This is a genomic window from Nocardioides pacificus (assembly GCF_054775955.1).
The window spans coordinates 146,146-165,559 of the sequence record NZ_BAAHCI010000008.1 but is presented as its reverse complement, the minus strand read 5'-3'; the positions used below and the strand labels follow the sequence as shown (position 1 = coordinate 165,559).

At 70.0% G+C, this 19,414-nt stretch carries 20 protein-coding genes; 1 reads left to right on the top strand and 19 read right to left on the bottom strand.

The genetic code is table 11. From position 1 onward, the window contains the following. Positions 1 to 7: 7 nt before the first annotated feature. The 19 genes from ACYU7L_RS12925 to ACYU7L_RS12835 all read right to left on the bottom strand — a co-directional run bounded on the left by ACYU7L_RS12925 (position 8) and on the right by ACYU7L_RS12835 (position 18,443). Entirely contained in the window at positions 8 to 388 is a 381-nt protein-coding gene (locus ACYU7L_RS12925) for a monovalent cation/H(+) antiporter subunit G (protein WP_460797215.1), read from the bottom strand. Next, entirely contained in the window at positions 385 to 645 is a 261-nt protein-coding gene (locus ACYU7L_RS12920) for a monovalent cation/H+ antiporter complex subunit F (RefSeq protein ID WP_460797211.1), read from the bottom strand. The genes ACYU7L_RS12925 and ACYU7L_RS12920 overlap by 4 nt, the downstream gene beginning before the upstream one ends. Next, positions 642 to 992, bottom strand: coding sequence for a Na+/H+ antiporter subunit E (locus tag ACYU7L_RS12915; protein ID WP_460797208.1), 351 nt, complete (start codon positions 990 to 992; stop codon positions 642 to 644). Before ACYU7L_RS12915 ends, ACYU7L_RS12920 begins: the two co-directional genes overlap by 4 nt. Beyond that, a complete protein-coding gene (locus tag ACYU7L_RS12910; RefSeq protein WP_460797207.1) occupies positions 989 to 2,497 on the bottom strand; it encodes a monovalent cation/H+ antiporter subunit D family protein in 1,509 nt (502 codons plus the stop codon). The genes ACYU7L_RS12915 and ACYU7L_RS12910 overlap by 4 nt, the downstream gene beginning before the upstream one ends. Beyond that, the gene (locus ACYU7L_RS12905) at positions 2,494 to 2,829 is read right to left on the bottom strand and encodes a sodium:proton antiporter (RefSeq protein WP_460797205.1); all 336 of its coding nucleotides are present in this window, start codon (positions 2,827 to 2,829) and stop codon (positions 2,494 to 2,496) included. The genes ACYU7L_RS12910 and ACYU7L_RS12905 overlap by 4 nt, the downstream gene beginning before the upstream one ends. Then, positions 2,826 to 5,669: a DUF4040 family protein gene (locus tag ACYU7L_RS12900; RefSeq protein ID WP_460797203.1), complete on the bottom strand. Its 2,844-nt coding sequence runs from the start codon at positions 5,667 to 5,669 to the stop codon at positions 2,826 to 2,828. The genes ACYU7L_RS12905 and ACYU7L_RS12900 overlap by 4 nt, the downstream gene beginning before the upstream one ends. A 148-nt stretch (positions 5,670 to 5,817) precedes the next feature. After that, positions 5,818 to 6,987 carry a N(5)-(carboxyethyl)ornithine synthase gene (locus tag ACYU7L_RS12895; RefSeq protein ID WP_460797201.1) on the bottom strand — a complete coding sequence of 390 codons (1,170 nt, stop codon included), beginning with the start codon at positions 6,985 to 6,987 and terminating at the stop codon, positions 5,818 to 5,820. Positions 6,988 to 7,209: 222 nt separating this feature from the next. Continuing rightward, positions 7,210 to 8,325, bottom strand: a complete 1,116-nt coding sequence (locus tag ACYU7L_RS12890) for an alpha/beta hydrolase (protein WP_460797199.1) — start codon at positions 8,323 to 8,325, stop codon at positions 7,210 to 7,212. Between the two features lie 47 nt (positions 8,326 to 8,372). Continuing rightward, entirely contained in the window at positions 8,373 to 9,851 is a 1,479-nt protein-coding gene (locus tag ACYU7L_RS12885) for a DUF4389 domain-containing protein (RefSeq protein ID WP_460797195.1), read from the bottom strand. A gap of 290 nt (positions 9,852 to 10,141) precedes the next feature. Beyond that, positions 10,142 to 10,633 (bottom strand): nitroreductase/quinone reductase family protein, encoded by a 492-nt coding sequence (locus ACYU7L_RS12880; RefSeq protein ID WP_460797193.1) that lies wholly within the window; start codon positions 10,631 to 10,633, stop codon positions 10,142 to 10,144. A gap of 254 nt (positions 10,634 to 10,887) precedes the next feature. Then, entirely contained in the window at positions 10,888 to 11,646 is a 759-nt protein-coding gene (locus ACYU7L_RS12875) for a DUF6390 family protein (RefSeq protein ID WP_460797190.1), read from the bottom strand. A gap of 11 nt (positions 11,647 to 11,657) precedes the next feature. Continuing rightward, positions 11,658 to 12,578 (bottom strand): DMT family transporter, encoded by a 921-nt coding sequence (locus ACYU7L_RS12870; protein WP_460797188.1) that lies wholly within the window; start codon positions 12,576 to 12,578, stop codon positions 11,658 to 11,660. Then, a complete protein-coding gene (locus ACYU7L_RS12865; protein ID WP_460797186.1) occupies positions 12,578 to 12,802 on the bottom strand; it encodes a HypC/HybG/HupF family hydrogenase formation chaperone in 225 nt (74 codons plus the stop codon). Before ACYU7L_RS12865 ends, ACYU7L_RS12870 begins: the two co-directional genes overlap by 1 nt. Further along, positions 12,789 to 13,334 (bottom strand): hydrogenase maturation protease, encoded by a 546-nt coding sequence (locus tag ACYU7L_RS12860; protein ID WP_460797183.1) that lies wholly within the window; start codon positions 13,332 to 13,334, stop codon positions 12,789 to 12,791. Before ACYU7L_RS12860 ends, ACYU7L_RS12865 begins: the two co-directional genes overlap by 14 nt. After that, a complete protein-coding gene (locus ACYU7L_RS12855; protein ID WP_460797181.1) occupies positions 13,331 to 14,644 on the bottom strand; it encodes a Ni/Fe hydrogenase subunit alpha in 1,314 nt (437 codons plus the stop codon). Before ACYU7L_RS12855 ends, ACYU7L_RS12860 begins: the two co-directional genes overlap by 4 nt. After that, complete coding sequence (locus tag ACYU7L_RS12850; RefSeq protein WP_460797178.1) at positions 14,641 to 15,477, bottom strand: NADH-quinone oxidoreductase subunit B family protein; 837 nt, start codon at positions 15,475 to 15,477, stop codon at positions 14,641 to 14,643. The genes ACYU7L_RS12855 and ACYU7L_RS12850 overlap by 4 nt, the downstream gene beginning before the upstream one ends. Position 15,478: 1 nt before the next feature. Continuing rightward, the gene (locus ACYU7L_RS12845) at positions 15,479 to 16,303 is read right to left on the bottom strand and encodes an FAD/NAD(P)-binding protein (RefSeq protein ID WP_460797176.1); all 825 of its coding nucleotides are present in this window, start codon (positions 16,301 to 16,303) and stop codon (positions 15,479 to 15,481) included. Beyond that, positions 16,300 to 17,433, bottom strand: coding sequence for a 4Fe-4S dicluster domain-containing protein (locus ACYU7L_RS12840; protein WP_460797174.1), 1,134 nt, complete (start codon positions 17,431 to 17,433; stop codon positions 16,300 to 16,302). Before ACYU7L_RS12840 ends, ACYU7L_RS12845 begins: the two co-directional genes overlap by 4 nt. A 119-nt stretch (positions 17,434 to 17,552) precedes the next feature. Then, the gene (locus ACYU7L_RS12835) at positions 17,553 to 18,443 is read right to left on the bottom strand and encodes an AfsR/SARP family transcriptional regulator (RefSeq protein ID WP_460797172.1); all 891 of its coding nucleotides are present in this window, start codon (positions 18,441 to 18,443) and stop codon (positions 17,553 to 17,555) included. Between the two features lie 153 nt (positions 18,444 to 18,596). Here ACYU7L_RS12835 and ACYU7L_RS12830 point away from each other — a divergent pair, with 153 nt between their 5' ends. Continuing rightward, the gene (locus ACYU7L_RS12830; protein ID WP_460797169.1) at positions 18,597 to 19,298 is read left to right on the top strand and encodes a GAF and ANTAR domain-containing protein; all 702 of its coding nucleotides are present in this window, start codon (positions 18,597 to 18,599) and stop codon (positions 19,296 to 19,298) included. Positions 19,299 to 19,414 lie beyond the last annotated feature (116 nt).

Here is a 19,414-nt window from a genome sequence, read left to right as displayed (position 1 = left end):
AGGTCACCTACTCGTCGCGATGGGGCTCCTCGACCTCCTGGAACGGCTCGAGTGCGTTGCCCAGGGTGCGTGGGTCGAGCTCCTGCTGGCTGCGGTAGGCCGCGCGCCCCAACATGTTGCTGGCCACGGACGACACGACCAGGGCGGCCCCGACAGCCAGGGCCGCCTTGACCCCGTCGAGCACGGTGAGGTCGCCTGCTGCGAGATCGTGGAGCGCTGCGCCGATGATGATGAGGGGAAGGCCGGCCCCAGTGGCGGGGCTGAGGTTGTTGACCCGGCTGATGGCGTCGCGGGAGCGCAGGATGCCGATCGCCGTGACGGCGAAGAACAGCGACCCGAGCAGCATCAGCAGGCCGGCGACCAGGGCGCCGGCGTCGGGCCAGCTCATCGCTCACCCCGGGTGAGCATGCGGGCCAGAGCCGCGGTCGCGAGGATGCCGCACAGTGCGGCGAGGAGCACCACGTCGTACAACACCGCGGTGGAGCTCAACACCCCGACGAGGACGAACACCGCTGTCGCGCAGAAGAAGAGGAGGTCCCCGACCACGGCACGGGTGGCGTCGTCGGGTCCGCGCGCGATCTGCAGTGACCCGAGGGCCGAGGAGATGAGGACCACCACGATGGCGGCCACGACCAGGCCGGTCATCGTTCGCCTCCCCCACGGGTGGCGGCCAACAGCTTGTCCCGCATCACGCGGAGCTCGGCGTCCACCGCGCCCTGGTCCTCGCCGAAGAGCGACTGGACGAACGCTGCGCGCGCCTCGGCCCCCTCCTGAGCGGAGACCCCGAGCACCAGTGTGCCGGGAGTGATCGTGATCGAGCTGGTCAACAAGGTGACCTCCAGGTCCGTGAGATCCCCCAGGGGCAGCTTGACGATCCTGGGGCGCTGGGTGGAGCCAGGGGTGCACACGTCCGCGGCCAGGCGCAGCACGGACACCGTGAGCTGCCAGGCCAGCCAGGGCGCGTAGAGACCGAAGAGTCGGAGCAGCATCATGACGCGGTCACCGCCTCGACGTAGGCGGTGACGTCGAGCAGTCCGTCAGCGGCCTGCAGGCACAGCTCCCACAGCGGCCCCGGCACGACGAACATCGCGAGGGACACCAGGAGCAGGGCCCCCGCGGGCACCAGCGTCCGCCGGCGCATCCGGGTGTCGTCGGGTACGACAGGCGGCTTTCTGTGCCCCTCGCCCCGTGACGGCATCTCCTCGAAGGGGGGACCCCAGAAGACGTCGGCCCACAGCCGAGACATCGCCAGCAGCGTGCCCACGCTGGCGATCAGAAGTGCGCCGAGCACCAGCCAGATGTGGAAGCCGTCGAGGTCGGCGGCCGCTCGCGCGATGCCCACCTTGCCGAAGAAGCCGGAGGAGGGCGGGAATCCGATCAGGGACATCATCCCCAGCGCCACGACCACGGCGAGGAGCGGCTCGCGACGCATCAGCCCGGACAGGCCGACGAACTGGTGGGTGCGGTAGGCGTGCTCGATGGCACCGGAGCTGAGGAGCAGCGAGCCCATGACGAGGATGTGGTGGACCATGTAGAACATGCCGGCGGCGATCCCGAGCTGGGTGCCGATCCCCACCCCGACCAGGATGTAGCCCACACCGGCGATCATCTGCCAGGCCAGGCTGCGCCGGATCATCCGCTCCCCGAGCGAGCCGTAGGCACCGACCAGCATCGTGAGGGTGAACAGCACCAGGAGCAGCGTCATCCACTGCGCGGCACCGTCGAGCACGGTCTGGTGGATCCGGAAGACCGCGTAGATCGCCACCTTGGTGTGCAGCGCCGAGAAGAGCGCCATCACGGTGGCTGACGTGGCGGGGTAGGCCCGGGGCAGCCAGCCGTGCATGGGGACGACACCGGCCTTGATGGTGAGCGCGAGCAGCACCACGCCGACCGCGAGCTGGAACCGCGGATCGCCGGCGTCCATGCCGCTCAGGACCGCCAGGTTCACTGAGCCGGCGACGCCGTAGACCAGACCGATGCCGATCAACAGGATCGTCGACGTCACCAGGTTGACCACCACGAAGAGCCGACCGACACCGAGTCGGCGCCACGTGCCGGTCATCGCGATCAGCGCGTACGACGGGAGCAGCATCACCTCGATGAAGACGAACAGGTTGAACATGTCGCCCGTCAGGAGCGCGCCGTTGACTCCGGCTGACAGCATCATCACCAGGGTCGGGAAGAAGCGGAGCCGGGCCTCTCCGGTGATCAACGCGAAGACGATGCATGCGGTGGTCGTGAGGCCGGTGACGGTGATCATCACGGCGGTGAACGTGTCGGAGACGAGCGGGATCGCGATCCCGGGGATGAAGCCGCCGACGTCGTGGGCGAGCACGGGGGTGTCCTCGTGCGTGACGAGCAGGGCGATCCCGCCGATGGTGCTCAGCACCGGGCTGAGCACGAGCATCACCCGGGCGACGCCCCCGGGGACGAGGGCACCGAGAGCGGCACCCAGCAGGGGAACTACGACCAGGAGCGGCAGGAGGGAGCCGGTCATCCGCGGTGGTCCTCTCCGGAGTCGGGGATGTGCCGGGTGTCGTCGTCGCGGCCGATGCGGGCGAGCGCGAGCATGAAGACGGTGACGGCCAGGGTGATGACGATGGCGGTGAGGACGAAGGCCATCGGCAAGGGGTCGCCGGTGTCGGCCCGGTCACCCGCGCCGGTCAGCGGCTCACCTCGCCAGGCGGAGACGCCGGAGGCGAGCAGGACAAGGTTGGCACCGTGCGAGAGCAGGGTGATCCCGAAGACGATGCGCACCAGACCCGGCTGGCAGAGCAGGTAGACGCCGCCGGCGACCAGGATCGCGACAGTGATCGGTAGGACGCTCACACGACCCCCTTCTCGGTCCGGTCGGTCGCTGTCTCGACCACGGGTTCCTCCACGGGAACATCCGGTGGTGCGGCTCCGAGCCGGTCGAAGGCCACCATCACCAGACCGAGGACAGCGGCGTAGACGCCGATGTCGAAGAGCAGCGACGTGCTGAGCTTGGTGCCGGCGAACGTGCCGTACAGCGGCTGCAGGAAGGAGGAGTCGGCGTACCCGATCAGGCCGGTGACCAGCGCGGTGAGCACGCCACCGCCTATCAGCGCGACGTGCAGCCGCGGCGAGCCGACCGCCCGGTCGTCGGGGCGCGACAGGTAGACCAGAGCCACCGCCGCCGACGCGACGAGGGCCGCGATGAAGCCACCACCCGGCGCGTTGTGACCGCGCCAGAAGACGACCGCGGAGAGCACGAGCAGGATCGGCACGACCAACCGCAGCAGCAGCTGCAGCGCACGCAGGTTGCTCTGCGGGTCGATCAGTGCCGATCGGGCCTGGGGGTCGCGGAGCGCACCGGTGGGACGCAGCGACGAGTGGCGGGTCCGGCGCGGCGGGTCGAAGGTCCGCGAGGGGATGGTGGCGAGGACGGCCACGATGGCGACCCCGGTCAGACCGAGGACCGCCACCTCGCCCAGGGTGTCCAGAGCGCGGAACTCGACCAGGATGACGTTGACCAGGTTGTCGCCGCCGGTGACCTCGGTCCCCTCGGTGAGGTAGTAGTCGGCCGGCACCGACTTCTCGCGACGCCCGGTCAGCAGCCAGGTGGCCAACCCTGCGCAGATCCCGAGAGCGACGCCCAGGACGAGAGGGCCGCTGCGTCGACGGAGATGGGACGGACCGAAGCGGTTGGGGAGCTGACGCAGCACCAGCATGATGACCAGGACGGTCAGCACCTCGACCATCAGCTGCGTCAGACCGACGTCGGGCGCGCCGAGCGCGAACAGCTGCACGGTCATCGCGATCCCCACCCCGCCCAGGGAGACCGTCGCGGCGATCCGGGAGTCGGCCAGACAGGTGCCGATGACACCGAGTGCGATGAGGACCAGGAGTCCGATGTCGACCGGGCGCCAGAGGTCGGGCTGGGTCGCGGGCAGGTCGCCCGAGGCGAGCACTGCGACGCTGCCGATCCCGAGGAGGAGGGTCAGCACGATGAGCGGCGGGACCACGTGGCGCCGGGGGTGGTCGGCGGCAACCGTCCTGGCGAGCTTGCGGCCCAGCACTCCCGACGTGGCGAAGATGCGCTCGAGCGCGTCGGCGCCGGTCCCGGGGAGGAAGTCGTTCTCCACCAGGCGGTAGAGCGTCCGCCGCCGCGTCATCAGGCCCGCGCCGAGCGCGATGGCGGCCACCGTCACGAAGAGCTCCGGGGCCAGTCCGTGCCACAGCTGCAACGGGTATGCCGCCGAGCTCCCCATCGCCTGGACGGCGCGGTCGACCGGAGTGTCGAGCACGCCTACAGCGAGCCCGAGCGGCAGCCCGACCCAGATGGGAGCCGCGGCGGGAAGGAAGAGCCCTGCACGCGGACCATGGCAGTCCTTGAGCTCGCGCTCCCCGTCGACGAACGCTCCGAGCACGATCTTGGCGCTGTAGGCGAACGTCAGGACCGAACCGGTCCCGGCCGCGGCCAGGGCGAGCATCCCCACCCAGGCGGGACCCGGGGCCTCCAGCATCGAGCCGAGGATCGTCTCCTTGCTCACGAAGCCGAGCAGCGGCGGGATCCCGGCCATGCCTGCCGTGCCGAGGATCACGGTCGCATAGCTCCACGGCATGACCCGCCGCAGCTCCGGGAGACGCCGGATGTCCCGGGTGCCGGCCGAGTGGTCGATGACGCCGACCATCATGAAGAGCCCCGACTTGAACAGCGCGTGCGCGATCGTGTGGATGACGGCGGCGGTCAGCGCCTTCTCGGTGCCGACCCCGATGGCGGCGGTGATCAGCCCCAGCTGACTCACCGTCGAGTAGGCCATCAGCCGCTTGAGGTCGTGCTGCTGGAAGGCGAAGAGCGCCGCCATCGCCGCCGTGAAGAGTCCCACGCTGATCAGGAGCGCGTTCCACACGAGCACCTCGGAGAACGCCTCGGAGAAGCGCAGCAGCAGGAAGATCCCCGCCTTCACCACCGCGGCCGCGTGCAGGTAGGCGCTCACCGGGGTGGCAGCGGCCATCGCGTCAGGCAGCCAGGGATGGAAGGGGAACTGCGCTGCCTTGGTGAATCCCGCGACGGCGACCAGGACGGCCACCGCGGCGGTGATTCCGGGGCGATCGGCCCACACGTCGGAGACCAGCGCCTGCGACAGCGACGTCGTACCGGTGGCGGCGATCATCAAGACGATGGCGATCAGCAGCGAGAGTCCGCCGAAGAACGTCATGAACAGGGTCCGGGCCGAGGCGGACTCGGCGCCGTAGCCGGAGCGGGCGATCAGCAGGAACGAGGCCAGGGAGGTGATCTCCCAGCAGGCGAAGAACAGGATGAGGTCGTCAGCCAGGACGAGACCCACCATGCCGAGGGCGAAGGTGGTCATCCACAGGTAGAAGCCGAGTTGGCGCCCCTCCTCCAGGTACTCCACGGAGTAGAGGAAGACCGCAGCCCCGATGATCAAGGCGATCATCACGAAGACCAGGCCCAGCCCGTCCAGGCGCAGCGCCAGGTTGATGTCCAGGGCTGGCAGCCAGGCCACCGACTGGGTCACCTCGGCACCGCCCAGGACGTCCCGCGCGGATGGAACCATCACGACGGCGAGGGCGAGGAAGGCGGCAGCCAACGGCCACCCCGCTCGACGCCCCAGCGCACTGGTCAGCGGTACGACGAGGACGGGCACCGTCGCAAGGGCGGCCAGAAGCCACATCAACGTCATCGCAGACCCTTCGTCGGCCGCGCGCGGTGTCAGCGCACGAGTCGAGCCAGCCCGGCAAAAAGCAGGAGCGATGCTCGTGATTGGTCGTCCCCACCGTAACAATCACCCCCATGACGATCCGGCTCGGTCAGCCCCGCTGCCGGTGCCGTCAGGTGGCCAAGGGGTAGTGAGGGTGTTGCGGAGACCTGCCTTGGAAGGTCAGGATCGCCTGGTTCTGGATCACGCCCTCCCGGATCTCGATGGCACGACGAATGGTCGGGTGAGCGTCCCAGGCGTCACCGCCTTCGAGGACCGATCCGACGAACGGCAGCAGGGCCTCGCTGTTCACCCACGTCGAGGACTTCCACAGGTGCGAGGGGCTGTGGTCGACGGCGTAGTAGGTGACGTTGTCCCCGACGACGAACACCGGGGCGTCGAACGACGTGGGACGGGCCCAGCTGAATCCCATGCCTTCGTCACAGGAGACGTCGACGACGAGCGAACCACGCTTCATCGCCGAGAGGTCGTCGGCGGTCATGAACATCTCCGGAGCATCGGTGTCCTGCAGCACGCAGTTCACGACGACGTCGTGACCGGCGAGGAACGACCCCGTCGGCACCAGACCCTCAGGCGTGGTCACGTGGGTAGCTCGGCCGGTGCCCTGGTCACGGTCGAAGTGCAGCAACCCGGCGCCGTGGATGGGTGAGGCGACTGCCGAGACCTCGCGATGGGTGAGGACGTCCACGTCGCTCACGCCCAGGGAGTTGAGTGCCAGTACAGCACCTCGGGCAGTGGCGCCGAACCCGATGACGACCCCTCGCAGCTGTGGCCCGTAGTGACCCGTCGTCCCGGTCAGCTGCATCGCATGGACCACGGACGCGTAGCCGGCCAGCTCGTTGTTGGAGTGGAAGACATGCAGGTTGAAGGACCCGTCACGGTTCCAGTGGTTCATCGCCTCGAAGGCGATGACCGTGAGTCCCTTGTCGATGGCGACCTGGGTCAGTTCGGCGTCCTGGACGCAGTGGGGCCACCCCCAGAACACCTGCCCTCGCCGCAGCTGCTCGATGTCGTCGAGCACCGGCTTGGGGTTCAAGATCACGTCGCACTCGGCCACCAGCTGGTCGCGGGTCCTGAAGCCTGCGACATGGGCCCGCAGCTCCTCGTCGGCGATGCCGAAGCGTTCGCCGTACCCCTCCTCGAGGAAGACGCGCTGCTGAAGTTCCGCCGAGATCCGTGGCAGGTGACGCGGGTGCAGCGGCAGCCGCAGCTCGTTCTCCTTGCGGGAGCTCGCGAAGACCCCCAGGCTCAGGTTTCCCTCGCTGGCTCTACCGGATGCCATCACGCTCTCCCCTGCCGCGCCGGAGCCGGGGCCGGGCGGGCACTGGTCTCACTTCGACACGGTACGCCCTCGCGCTTCGCGCGGGGCGTCCCCGGAGGGGCACGGCCACTACAGGCAGCTCGCCGGGGCGATCGGCGTGCGCGGGACCGTCGTGTTGTGGACTGGACTGGTGGTGATCGGGTGGGCGCTGGTCAACCTGTCCCACATGCGGCAGGCCGGAGATCAGCTGCGTGCTCCGTCCAGGGACTCCTCCAGGAAGTCGATCACCCGTTCCTCCCAGAGCGCCGGTGCCGTGCTGAGTCCCTGGACATGGCCGCAGTTCTCCACCGTCCACGTCTGGACCAAGCCGTGGCCGGCTTGCTGAAGGTAGTCGGCAGCGAGCCCCTCGTCGGTCTCGTCTCCGGCGGCGATGAGGAGGAACGTCGTGGGGTCCGACCGCGCTGAGGCGATAGCGGTCGAACGACGCAACGAGAGCGGTCGTGGGGCGTCGCTCAGCAGATCGGTGAGCCAGTAGGTGACGCCGTCGATCCCCTGCTGCACCTCACCGCGTACCCCGTAGTCCGAGAGATAGCCCTTGTCGGCCGCCACCCGGTTCGTCGCCCCTTCAGCCACCACCGCCGCAACCCGTTCGTCGCCCCCAGCCGCGCCGATGGCCTCCTCGCCTCCCATCGACATCCCGACCAGCCCCAGGCGATCCGGTGAGACGTCGGGCCGGCGGGCCAGAAAGTCCACAGCGCCCCTGGCGTCCGACTCGCCGTACCAGCCGAAGTCCATGGCCTCACCGGCGCTCTCGCCGTGTCCGCGAGCGTCGAACAGGAGAACGCCGTATCCGTGCTCGGCGAGGACCACGGCATGGTCCAGCACCGCCGACCGGGTGGACCCGGCGCCGTGCAGCAACGCCACAGCCGCGCCGTTGCGGCTCGGAACGTACCAACCCGCCAGCTCGACGCCGTCGCTGCTGGGGAAGCTGACGTCGCTGTAGGCGAGGCCCACGTCCGCCGGGGTGGCCTCACCCAGCGCAGGACGCGGTGGAAAGGACGCGGCCACCGCCTGCCCGAGCGTCCACGCGGTCAGATAGCTGAAGACGAGCACGGGCGCGATGACGGCGCCCCACCACCGACGTCGCATCCCAGCCAGGATCCGCCAGGCTGCCCAGACGATGACGGCGAGGCCGACCCCGGTCAGAGCGAGGCCCGCCACAGCCACCGGGCTGAGATCGTCCTCGGCGTAGTGTCGCGGACCTAGCCCCAACCCAGCTGCCTGCAGGAGCATCCCGACCACGAGGAGGACGATCCACTTCGCCACCGGCCACCGGGGGCGCGAGCGCCGCATCGACATCACGCCCGCATCACGGCCGCGCCGTTGCACCGCGAGTCCGACCCACCTCACGGCGTTGCATGACGGCTCTCGTCACTGACGGACCGCACCGGCACCGCGATGAGCACGCCGCCGAGCACAAGCGCGATCCCGGCTGCGATGAGGAGTGTCGCAATCACGGTGTCCAGGATGGGAACCTCTGCTCCCACCGAGACCTCGGCCGCGACCTGGCCCGACCCGTCGGCGTTCATCACCACGGCAGTCCAGTCGCCGTCCTCGAGCGCCCAGGTCAGCTCCGGCTGCGCGCCGCTCGCCTCGGCGACCCAGAAGGTCTGCTCGTCCGGCGCAGTGGACGGCTGCCCGCCATCGGCGGAGCGGTAGACGGGCCCGGACGAAGGGAGGTCCAGCAGGACGTCGTGCTGCACGCCCGCCAGGTAGGCCCGGACGTCCACGGTGGGAGCGATCCCGATGAACAGGTCAGTGTCACCGGCCTGCTCCGCGGACAGACGCACGTCGCCGATGACATCATCGGGGAGCGCACCGAGCACGCCATCGCTGTGCACCCGGGCGTCCTCGGAGACGATGGCGAAGCCGTCACTGACGAGCCCCTCCTGCGGGCTCACCAAGAAGCCGTCGGCGTCGCGCGCGGTCTGGTCGGCGGCGGCGAGGAAGCCGCCGCCCACTCCCAATCCGAGCCCGATCGCCACCAGCAGCGATCCCAGGAGCAGGGAGAGCACCCGGCCGCCTGTCCAACCGGTGCGACGCGGCTCCGGAGTCGAGGGCGGTATCCCGTATGCCGTCTGTGACCGGGTGTCAGCGGCCGCACCGGCGATCGGGACGGGCGGAGGCTCGGTGCTCACCGACCGGTGCTCGCCGGTCGGGAGCTCGTGGCCCCCCTGGTCGAGACTGAACGGCGGATAGCGGTCGGTCATCAGCGCGACGTAGCCGGCGACCCGGAGCACCCAACGGTTCAGCCCCAGAACCAGATCGAAGATCGGCCGCGGATAGCGCCCGGAGAACAACAGCGTCACCGCCGCCACCAGGACGAGCAGACCGATCAGACTGACATTCACCAGCCATCCCTCCTCGGGATCGCTGGCGCCGTACCCGATGCCGCTCATGAACAGGCCCACGACGAGGTAGTGCGGGATGGCGAGCAGCCACCACTTCACCAGGACCAGCCCTCGGGACAGGTGCTCCGGATAGTCGACCTCCAGGTGCGCGGGATAGTCCGGCACCTCAGCAAGCGTGAACGGCGGGTAGCGGTCGGTGCCGAGGGCGCCGTAGGCGTAGTAGGCGACACGCCAGCTCCACCGCATCACGCCGACGTTGAAGTCGAAGAGCGCCCGGGGATAGCGAGCCGTGATCAGGATCGCGAAGAACGCGACGATGCTCGTGACGGCGAAGGCCAGCCACAGGAACACCAGCACCACGTAGTGCGGGATCACCAGAAGCCATTTGACGAGCCAGAGACCGCGACTCAGTTGCGGATCTAGCTCGGCATCGACGTGGACGGGATAGACGACCGGGGTCGTCAGAGTGCTCATTGCTGTCACTTCCTCGTGCAAGGTGCCGCACCCACCGGGGACGACGCACGGATTCAACAAGTCAATACGTGACCCGCTGCCTCGCCCTCACCGCCGCGTCAACCTTCGGGCGGCCATCGCGGACCCACAGGAGGGGAGCATCAGGACTTGTGAAGGCGGGCGTGATCGTCCACATGACGATCGCGCCTCCCTTCCCCCTCATGGTCCGCGCAGCGGGGAACCAGCGGCAGAGGCCAACGGCCCCAGCGGTGGGCGTCAGGCATCCATCGGGCGGCCGGACGCGACACGTATCAGGCCGCGAGATTCGCCTCATCCGCTGGTTCGAAGACCACCACGGCCGTCTGGCTCGGTCGCAGCGCAGCGTAGGCGTCCAGGTTGTCGTCGACCTCGGCCCAGCGAGACCACAGCCGCTCGCGTTCCTCCCCCGTCGCACGATGCGCGCGGACGCGATGCGATCCATCGCGCGTCTGCACGATCGCCTCGGGATGCTCCACGAGGTTCAACCACCACGCGGGCTCGGCCGCACCCCACCCGTTCATCGCCATCGTGACGAGATTGTCGCCGTCCTCCAAGTAGCCGACGACGACCTGCCGTTGCCTGCCTGTCCGTCGGCCCGTCGTCGTGAGCCGCATCGCCCCCCACCGTTCCGGACTCGCCCGCCACAGACCCACCCGGCCGCGAGTGACCCGCAGCAGCAGGCGATGTCCATGCCAGAACAGCACGATGAACCAGCGCGGCGGCAGGCTGGCCCGGCTTCCTCTCGACCGACGATTCCTTGCCATGGATTCAGCGTGACCCTCTGACGTGAGACCCAACAGGGCCAGACGTCCGATGGTTCCATCACCGTTCGAGAGGGCAGGCAGTCAACCGTGGCTCGTCACAGCGATCGTCTGGCGATCACGTGGAGCGCCACGCCCGTGGCGTCGATGGGTCCGCTCATCAGGGCATCCACCAGCACATGATTCATCGTCCGTTGGATGGAAGGCTGCAGGGGACGGATGCCTCCGTCGACCACGTCGGGCCTCGCGCGAGCTGTTCACGAGAGCACCGAGGCGGGACCAGAGACCGCCAGCGCGTTGACGACAGCCAGCTGCCGCAGGGTGTAGTGCCGCAACCGGGTCAGGGACCGACTGTCCAGCTCCTCGCAGACCCAGTCCCAGTGCAGCGAGCACCAGGCACCAGGACGCAGGGCGCCGGCCAGGCCACGCTGGTCCCGACTGGCTACGGCCCTCTCCGCGGCGGCGGGGCCGAGGGCGAGCCGTCGCCCGTCCCAGACCAGCGGTCGCGACCGGACCACCACCTCGCCTCCGCTCACCGAGCAGACCTGCCCCCACCGGATCCGACAGCGGTCGAGGACCCGAAGCGGCTCGTCCAGCCGTCCCTCACGCAGCAGACCGAGCCAGGGATAGATCCCGAAGACGTGGAAGGAGTGGTGCGGGACGGCGCCGTCGGGCACGGGAGCCACCAAACCCGACCAGGAGGGTCCGGCACGTCGCCGGAAGCGACTCTCCAGCGAGTCCCCCAGGCGCCGAGCGCCGACCCGGTCCAGCAGTGGGTTGCCGATCCAGTAGGCCTCGACCACCCGGTCGTCGAGCGGGTCGCCGATCCCGTTCGACGCTGCGATCAGCTCGAGGTACGGCCAGGCCCCGTCGAACCCCCGCAGCAGGCGGCGCAGGTCCCCGTCCGCCACCCCTGCCGCGACCTGCTCGAGGAGCTGGCCCGAGGCATCCGGTCCGCAGTACCCGAGCTCGTTGGGCGGGTAGGCGTAGCGGGCGAAGCGCAGGGCTCCGATCATGAGGCACCCCCTCACCCGGCCGTGACCGGCAGGGGGCGGCTGCGCCAGCTCGCCCAGAGCGCCAGCGCCCCGCCCGCCAGCACGACGCCGAGCCAGTCCAGCTGGGGGGCCAGCGGCACCCCGTCGGCCAGGGCCCCCAGCGCCGCGGTCAACGGGGCGGCGAGCACCAGCACCGCAGTGACGTCCACGGCGGGTGCCCGCTGAAGGGCGGCGAGCCAGGTGGCGACGTAGCCGGCCAGCAGCACTCCGGTGAGCAGCACCCACCCGGCCTGGTTGGGCGTCATCGAAGTGAGCAGGTCCAGGTCGCCCCGCGTCGAGACCCAGGCCAGCAGGACGAGCGATCCCAACCCCATCCGCACCACGCCCACGGTCCACGAGGACAGCTCCGCGAGCAGTCGTTTGGCGACCACGACCTCGACGGCCCACATCAGTGTGGCCGCCAGGATCATCGCCTCCGGGCCGCCGAGACCGCCCACTCCCCCGACCAGGCCGACCTGTCCGATCACCAGCAGGGCGATGGCGAGCAGGTGCACGGCGCTCAACCGCTCGCCGAGGAACACCACCGCCAGCAGCGCGACCCACATCAGCAGCGTCTTGTGCAGGAAGGCCGCCTGTGCGGAGCTCGCGCGCGAGAGCCCCTCGAAGAACAAGACGAACGGCACGCTCCCCCCGAACAGACCGATCGCCAGCAGGCCACCCCACTGGGCTCGCGTCCGCGGCCGGGAGAGATGCGCCCCGGTACGGCGACCGGCCCCGGCCACCGCCAGCAGGATCACGCCGGCGACCAGGTTCTTCGCGGTCGTGTAAGCCGTGGGGTCGCCGAAGGCCCGCACCCCGTCGGCGTTGAGGAAGACCGCGACTCCGCTGATCAGCGCGGTCATCAAGGCCAGCAGGATCCCTGCGCGCCTGGTCCCGGTCGTCATCATGGTCATCAGTCCTCGTCCCGGGATTTGCCCCGGATCCGCTCCGCCTCGAGCCGCTCCTCCTCCGTGACGCGCGCCAGCGCGAACCCGGAGTGGACCAGCAGCCAGTCGCCGGCGGCGACCGGGCCGTTCAGGGTGAGCAGCGAGACGGTGCCGGTCCGGTCCCGGACGCGGGCCCGCACGGTCCTGTCGTCGACCAGGTCGATCACCTGGGCGAGGTCACCTAGACACATCGCTGCCGTCCTCTCCCCCGGCCGCCCCGGCGGCGGGCCCCGCGGCCGGCCCTACGGTGGCCCCGACGACCGCACAGACGCGCTCCGCGGCGACGGGCACCACCGCGGAGACGCTCGGCGTCAGGCTCTCGCCGTGGTCGAGGCCGCCCGCCTCGACGCCGACGACGACGAGGCTCTCCGGCAGCCGTCCGAGGGCGCGACCGAGCTCGACCATCTCCGCGAGCCCGACCGCATGGGTGCTTCGTCGCCCGCTGCTCCTCCATGCCCCGGCGCCCAGCGGCGGCCCCGCAGCACCGGTCGCCAGCCAGTGCACGGTGCCGGCCGGTGCCCCGGAGCGGACCGCGTCGACCACCACCACGGGGCTGTGTCCTGCCCACAGGTCCAGCAGCGTGGTCGGGTCCTCGTGGTCGACGACAGTCACCGCGGGCAGCCGGGTCGCCACCTCCCGGGCGACCACGCCCCCGACCGCGTCGTCCCCGGCGTCGGGGGTGCCCAGCCCGATCACCAGCGCGCCCCGCGCCGACTCGGTCATGACCCCTCCACGGTCAGGTCGAGGAAATGAGTGGCGCAGGAGATGCACGGGTCGTAGTTGCGGATCGCGTGCTCGCATCGGTGCAGCAGGGCGTGCTCGTCCAGGTCCGCCCAGGTGCGGACCATCGCGTGCAGGTCTGCCTCGATGCCGGCCTGGTTCTGCGAGGTGGGGGGCACGATCTGTGCGTCCTGGATGATCCCGGCGCCGTCGAGGACGTAACGGTGGAACAGCACGCCGCGTGGGGCTTCGCTGGCGCCGTACCCCTCCCCGGCCCGGGGCGGCACCGCGATGCTCGCCGGCCCCGCGCCGGTCCAGGCGTCGATGATCCTCAGCGCCTCGTGGCAGGCCTCGACCAGCTCGACCGCGCGCACGACGATGGACCGGAACGGATTGCGGCAGCTCTCGCCGAGTCCGGCGTCAGCGGCCGCACGGCGGGCCGGCGAGGAGAGCCGGTCGCAGTTGAGCGTGTAACGGGCCAGCGGGCCCACGGCGTACGGACCGCGCGCTCCACCATCGAGCCGGGCGTACAGCGCGTTCGAGCTCGACACGTGCCACTCCTCGATCCGGGAGGCGAACTCCCGCACCGCGAAGGCCTCTCCGCTGGTCGTCACCACGCTCCCCGCCTCGATCGGGTAGCCGGTCTCCGGTCGCAGGGCGAGGTACTCGTAAGGCTGCTCGAAGTCGGGGAAATCGAAGCCTGCGACCAGGCGCACCGTCTCGAGCGAGTCCTCCAGCGCCCGCTCCAGGTCCGGCCGGATCGTGGTCAGCTCCTCGATGCTCGGGAACCGGTAGAAGCCGCCGACGCGCACGTTCACCGGATGGACGGGCCGGCCGCCGACGACCTCCATCAGCCGGTTGCCCGCCTTCTTCAGTCGCAGGCCGCGCTCGACCACTGCGGGGTGGTCGCTCGCCATCTCCACCGCCCCGTCGTAGCCCAGGAAGTCCGGGGCATGGAGCAGATAGACGTGCAGGGCGTGGCTCTCGATCCACTCGCCGCAGTACAGCAGCCGGCGCAGTGCCCGGATCTCGTCGGTGACGCTGACCCCGCACGCATCCTCGATCGCCCAGCAGGAGCTCATCTGGTAGGCCACCGGGCAGATCCCACAGATCCGCGCAGTGATGTCCGGCGGCTCGGTGTGGGAGCGTCCCCGCAGGAACGCCTCGTAGAACCGCGGTGGCTCATAGATCCGCAGCTGTACGTCGGTCACGTCGCCGTCGCGGTAGACGATGTGCAACGCGCCCTCGCCCTCGACCCGGGCGAGCGGGTCGACCTTCAGGACATGCCCGCCGTCCCGGTGCTTGTGGGTCATCGCGCACCCCCCTCGTGGCGCACGCTCTCGCCCGAGAATGCCGCCGAGGCGGCGTTGAAGGTGCGGAAAACCCGCAGCACCTCCGGCTCGCTGACCCCGAGCTCGGTGAGCCGCTGCGCCATCGCGGAGGTGTTGGGCGTGTCCTGCGGCCCGAAGCAGCCGTAGCAGCCGCGCGCGAAGGACGGGCAGAGCGCCCCGCAGCCGGCCTGGGTGACGGGTCCCAGGCAGGGGGTCCCGTCAGCGACGGTGACACACACGTTGCCTCGGCGCTTGCACTCCACACACACGCTGTGCGTGGCGATCCTGGGCGCCCTCCCCTGCAGCTCGGCGGCCAGCACCTCCAGCAGCTGGTGCTTGTCGATCGGGCACCCGCGCAGCTCGACGTCGACCGGCACGTGCTCGGCGATCCCGGAGGACCGGGCGAGCGTGGCGACGTACTCGGGGTGGGCGTAGACGACCGAGCGGAACTCGGCGACGTCGGCGAAGTTGCGCAGTGCCTGGATCCCGCCGGCGGTCGCGCAGGCGCCGATGGCGATCAGCCGGCGGGACACGCCTCGCACCTCGTGGATCCGCTCGAGGTCGTCGGGGGTGGTGATCGACCCCTCGACCAGGGAGACGTCGTAGGGGCCCTTCACGACAGCACGGGTGGCCTCGGGGAAGTAGGCGATCTCCACCGCGCCGGCGAGGGGGATCAGCTCGTCCTCGCAGTTCAGGACGGTCAGCTGGCACCCGTCGCAGGAGGCGAACTTCCACACCGCCAGCTTGGGCCGCTTGGGCCCGCACGTCGTGGTCGCGGTCGTCGTGGTCGCGGTCGTCGTGGTGGCGGTCGTCATGTCACAGCTCCGCCCGGCTCATCAGCGACTCGAGCCGGTCGAACCCGAGCACGGGCCCGTCCAGGCAGCAGAAGAGCTCACGGAGCTGGCAGTGCCCGCACAGCCCGATCCCGCACTCCATGTTGCGCTCCAGGGACAGCCGCACCCGGTGGGGCGCCACCCCGCGCTCGACCAGCGTCTGGGCCGTGTGGCGCATCATCACCTCGGGGCCGCACACAAGCGCAAGTGCCCGCCTGGCGTCGAAGCCGGCCTCGGCCACCAACTCGGTGACTAGGCCGACCCGACCGCGCCAGGGCGGTGTCCGGCGATCGACGATCACCTCGACCTCCACGCCGGACTGCTCGGCCCAGGCGCTCAGCTCCTCGGGGTAGAGGATCTCCCCCGCCTCGCGGGCGCCGTACAGCAGCAGCACCCGGCGGTACGCCGCGCGGTCGGCGGCGATCTGCAGGATCGCCGGGCGAAGCGGCGCCAGCCCGATCCCGCCGGCCACGATCACCACGTCGCCACCGCGCCCCCGCTCGGCCTCCCATCCGGTGCCGAACGCGCCGCGCACCCCCAGCACGGAGCCGGGCGGCGCCGTGGCCAGCGCATGCGAGACCGAGCCGACGTCGCGGATGGTGTGGCCCAGCACCTCCGGGTGGGCGGGATCACCGCAGATCGAGATCGGCACCTCGCCCACCCCGAACGCGAGCAGCATCGTGAACTGCCCCGGCACGAAGGCGAGCGGACGGCCGTCGAGCGGCGCCAGCTCCAGGGTGTGCGTGTCGTGCATGTCGTGGCGAGTGGAGCTGACCGTGAACCACCGCGGGAGCATCGGCGCGGTCATGGGTCGCCCCCCGCCGCGCTGTGCAGGGCAGCGACCTCCTGGGTGATGTCGATCCCCGCCGGGCACCAGGTGACGCAGCGCCCACAGCCCACGCACCCGGAGGTCCCGAACTGGTCGATCCAGGCCCCCAGCTTGTGGGTCATCCACTGCCGGTAGCGCGCCCGCGTGGACTCGCGGACGTTGCCTCCGTGGACGTGGGAGAAGTCCGCGTTGAAGCACGAGTCCCACACCCGGCTCCGATCAGCCCGGTCCCCGCTCAGATCGGTGCTGTCCTGGACGGTGGTGCAGAAGCAGGTCGGGCAGACCGCGGTGCAGTTGCTGCAGGCCAGGCAGCGCCGGGCGATGTCGTTCCACACCGGGCTCTCCGCGCTCGCGTAGAGCAGCTCCTTGAGCCCCACGGTGTCGAGCCTGCGCCCCATCCGCGACAACGCTCGCTCGACCACCCGCTCGGCGAGCTCGAGGTCCGCGTCCGCAGCCGGGGCGGCGCCGATCTCGTCGACGATCTCGGCGCCGCGCTCGCTGCCGACCTCCACGAGGAAGCGATGCCCGCCACCCTCCATGAGCTCGGTGAGCGCGAGGTCGAAGGGTGCACCGTGCCCCTCTCGGACGCGCGGACCGGTGTCCATGGAGGCGCAGAAGCAGGTCCCCGCGGGGTCGCTGCACGTGACCGCGACGACGAACGCGTCCTCGCGGCGCGCGGCGTAGGCGTCGTCACGGAAGCCGCGGTCGCGCAGCACGGTGTCGTGGATGCCCACCGCGTGCAGGTCGCACGAGCGCACGCCCAACAGTGCGTAGGGCCCCTCGGCGGTCGGGTCGGGCACCTGGGCGTCGAAACCGGTCGCCGTACGTCGCCCCCGCCACAGCACCTGCTCGGCCGGGAAGAACACAGGCTTGGCCGACTGGACACCGGCGGCGAAGCCGAACACCGCGCCGTCGGTGCGTCGGCGCAGGCGGTAGTGGGCGGCATCCTGCTCGTCGCCCCATCCCAGCGGGAGATCGCCGACGCCTCGCACGGGAGCGTTGACGATCACGCCCTGACGCACGGTCGGGCCGAGCACGGTGTACCCACGCCGAGCGAGCACGTCGATCAGAGTCTGCAAGCCGTCGAGGTCCAGCGATCGGGTCTCCATGAGGAGCCTCCCTGAGTCCTGCATCACAGTGTCGTCGCCCCGCCACGGCCTCGCCAGGGGCCTAGGACCCGCACCGGTCGTTGCGCGAAGGCGAGTTGAACGACCTTGCCCCTGAGCGGTTACTGACCACTGGTGCGCAGGAGCTCCAGGTACAGATCCAGGGTCTGCGCGGTGGGCGCGGCATGTGTCTCATCGGCGACGTAGTCGCGGTAGGTCTCGAAGGCACGGACCGCGGCGCCGATCTCGCCCAGCCCGGCGTAGGCGCGCATCAGCGCCCGGTGAGCCGGTTCGTCTGCCGGGTTCAGTTCGACGGCGGCACGGGCATGGTCGAGCGCGACTCCACACTCGTGCAACGCGAGGGCGGCCTCGGCCACGTTGAGTGCGAACTCGCCTTCCAGTGCCGCGAGCGACGCACGCACGGCCTCGCCCCACCCAGTGTCGTCGTCCGAGGCGCGGAACTCTCCGACGTGCAGGTAGTCCCCCGACTGTGCCAGAGCCACCGCGGTCGTGAAGTCGCTTCTACTGCAAGCCTTCTGCACGGCGAGGGCCGTCTTCTCGAAGGACGTCACGTCCACCCAGGCGCGCTCCAGCGTGATGGTGTCTCCCCGCCGCATCACGCAGGAAGGTCCGAGCGTTCGGCGCAGGTGACTGATCGCCGTGCCCAGACTGGCCCTCGCCCGGTCCCCGCGGGTATCCCCCCAGAGCTTGTCCACGATGCCTGCCACCGACACCGGAGCTCCGCTGTGCAGGGCCAGCAACCGCAGCAGATCGCGGTTCTTGGCCGTGCGCCATTCGTGGTCAGGGATCGGGGTCCCGTCTGGGCGCAGGATCACGAAGTCGCCGAGCAGGAAGATCCGCACCAGATACTCGGCGCCCACTTCGCTCACCAGCTCAACACGCGTGAATCCCGGACCCGCATATTCCCCCGTGCTCCTGACGCTACGCGCGCGGACATCGAGCAGCAACAGGGCGAGACCTCGATCACCGTCGTGCCTGGAGATGTGTTCCATGACCGGTTGAGGGACTGGCGCAACTCCCCCTCCGAAGGGTTACGACACAGCTGCAGCAGGTCTAGTTTGGAACTTGAGGGGGACAGAGAGGGGAAGGACGAAGGACCGAGTTCGCCGCTCGGGTGATCAGGCATCCTTCGTCTCGAGATCCCGATGTATGACCAGCAGAACTACGTAGGTGCCCTCACCGACTACGTGGGGCACCTCGCGGTCAGTCCTGAGACCTCGGGGCCGCTGTCCCACCTGGCTGTCATGATGACCGGACTGTTCGCCCTCGACGGAGTCGCCGTCGGTCTGGCGGACAACGGCCGGCTGAGCTTCCCGGCAGTCCACGGCGCCGGGATCGCCGCAATCGAGCATGCCCAGGAGCAGAGCCAGGCAGGTCCAGGTCTGGTGGCCTATCAGACCGGTCGAGTGGTCCCCGTCCACGATCTGCCAAGGGAACACGCGCGGTGGCCCGCCTACTGTGCGGCAGCCGCCACTGTCGACATCGCCTCGGTAGCATCGCTTCCTCTCCACACGCACGATCAGACGCTGGGTGCCATTGATCTCTGCTCGCGATCCCCACGTGATTGGCTGCAGGAGGATCTCGACGCGGCAGCGCTCGTGGCCGACGTCACGACCCTCTTCCTCCTCAATGCCATGCAGGGTGCATCCCAGGTCAACGTGATCGCGCAGCTGCAGCACGCGCTCGTGAGTCGGGTGATCATCGAGCAGGCCAAGGGCGTCTTGTCAGCCAAGAGAAACATCAGCACGGATCAGGCATTCGAACGCATCAGGCTCCACGCGCGAAGCCACCAAGCCACCGTCACCAGCGTCGCCAACGCCGTGGTGCTCCTAGGTCTCAACGTGTGACGGCGGACCTTGAGGCCCAATGCCCCTAGCACGAGCGCCACGAGCAAAGGTGTCCTGAGGCCAGGACGGGCCGGTCGAGGCCCCAGCCGCACTGGCTGACTCGCCCACCCAGTCCG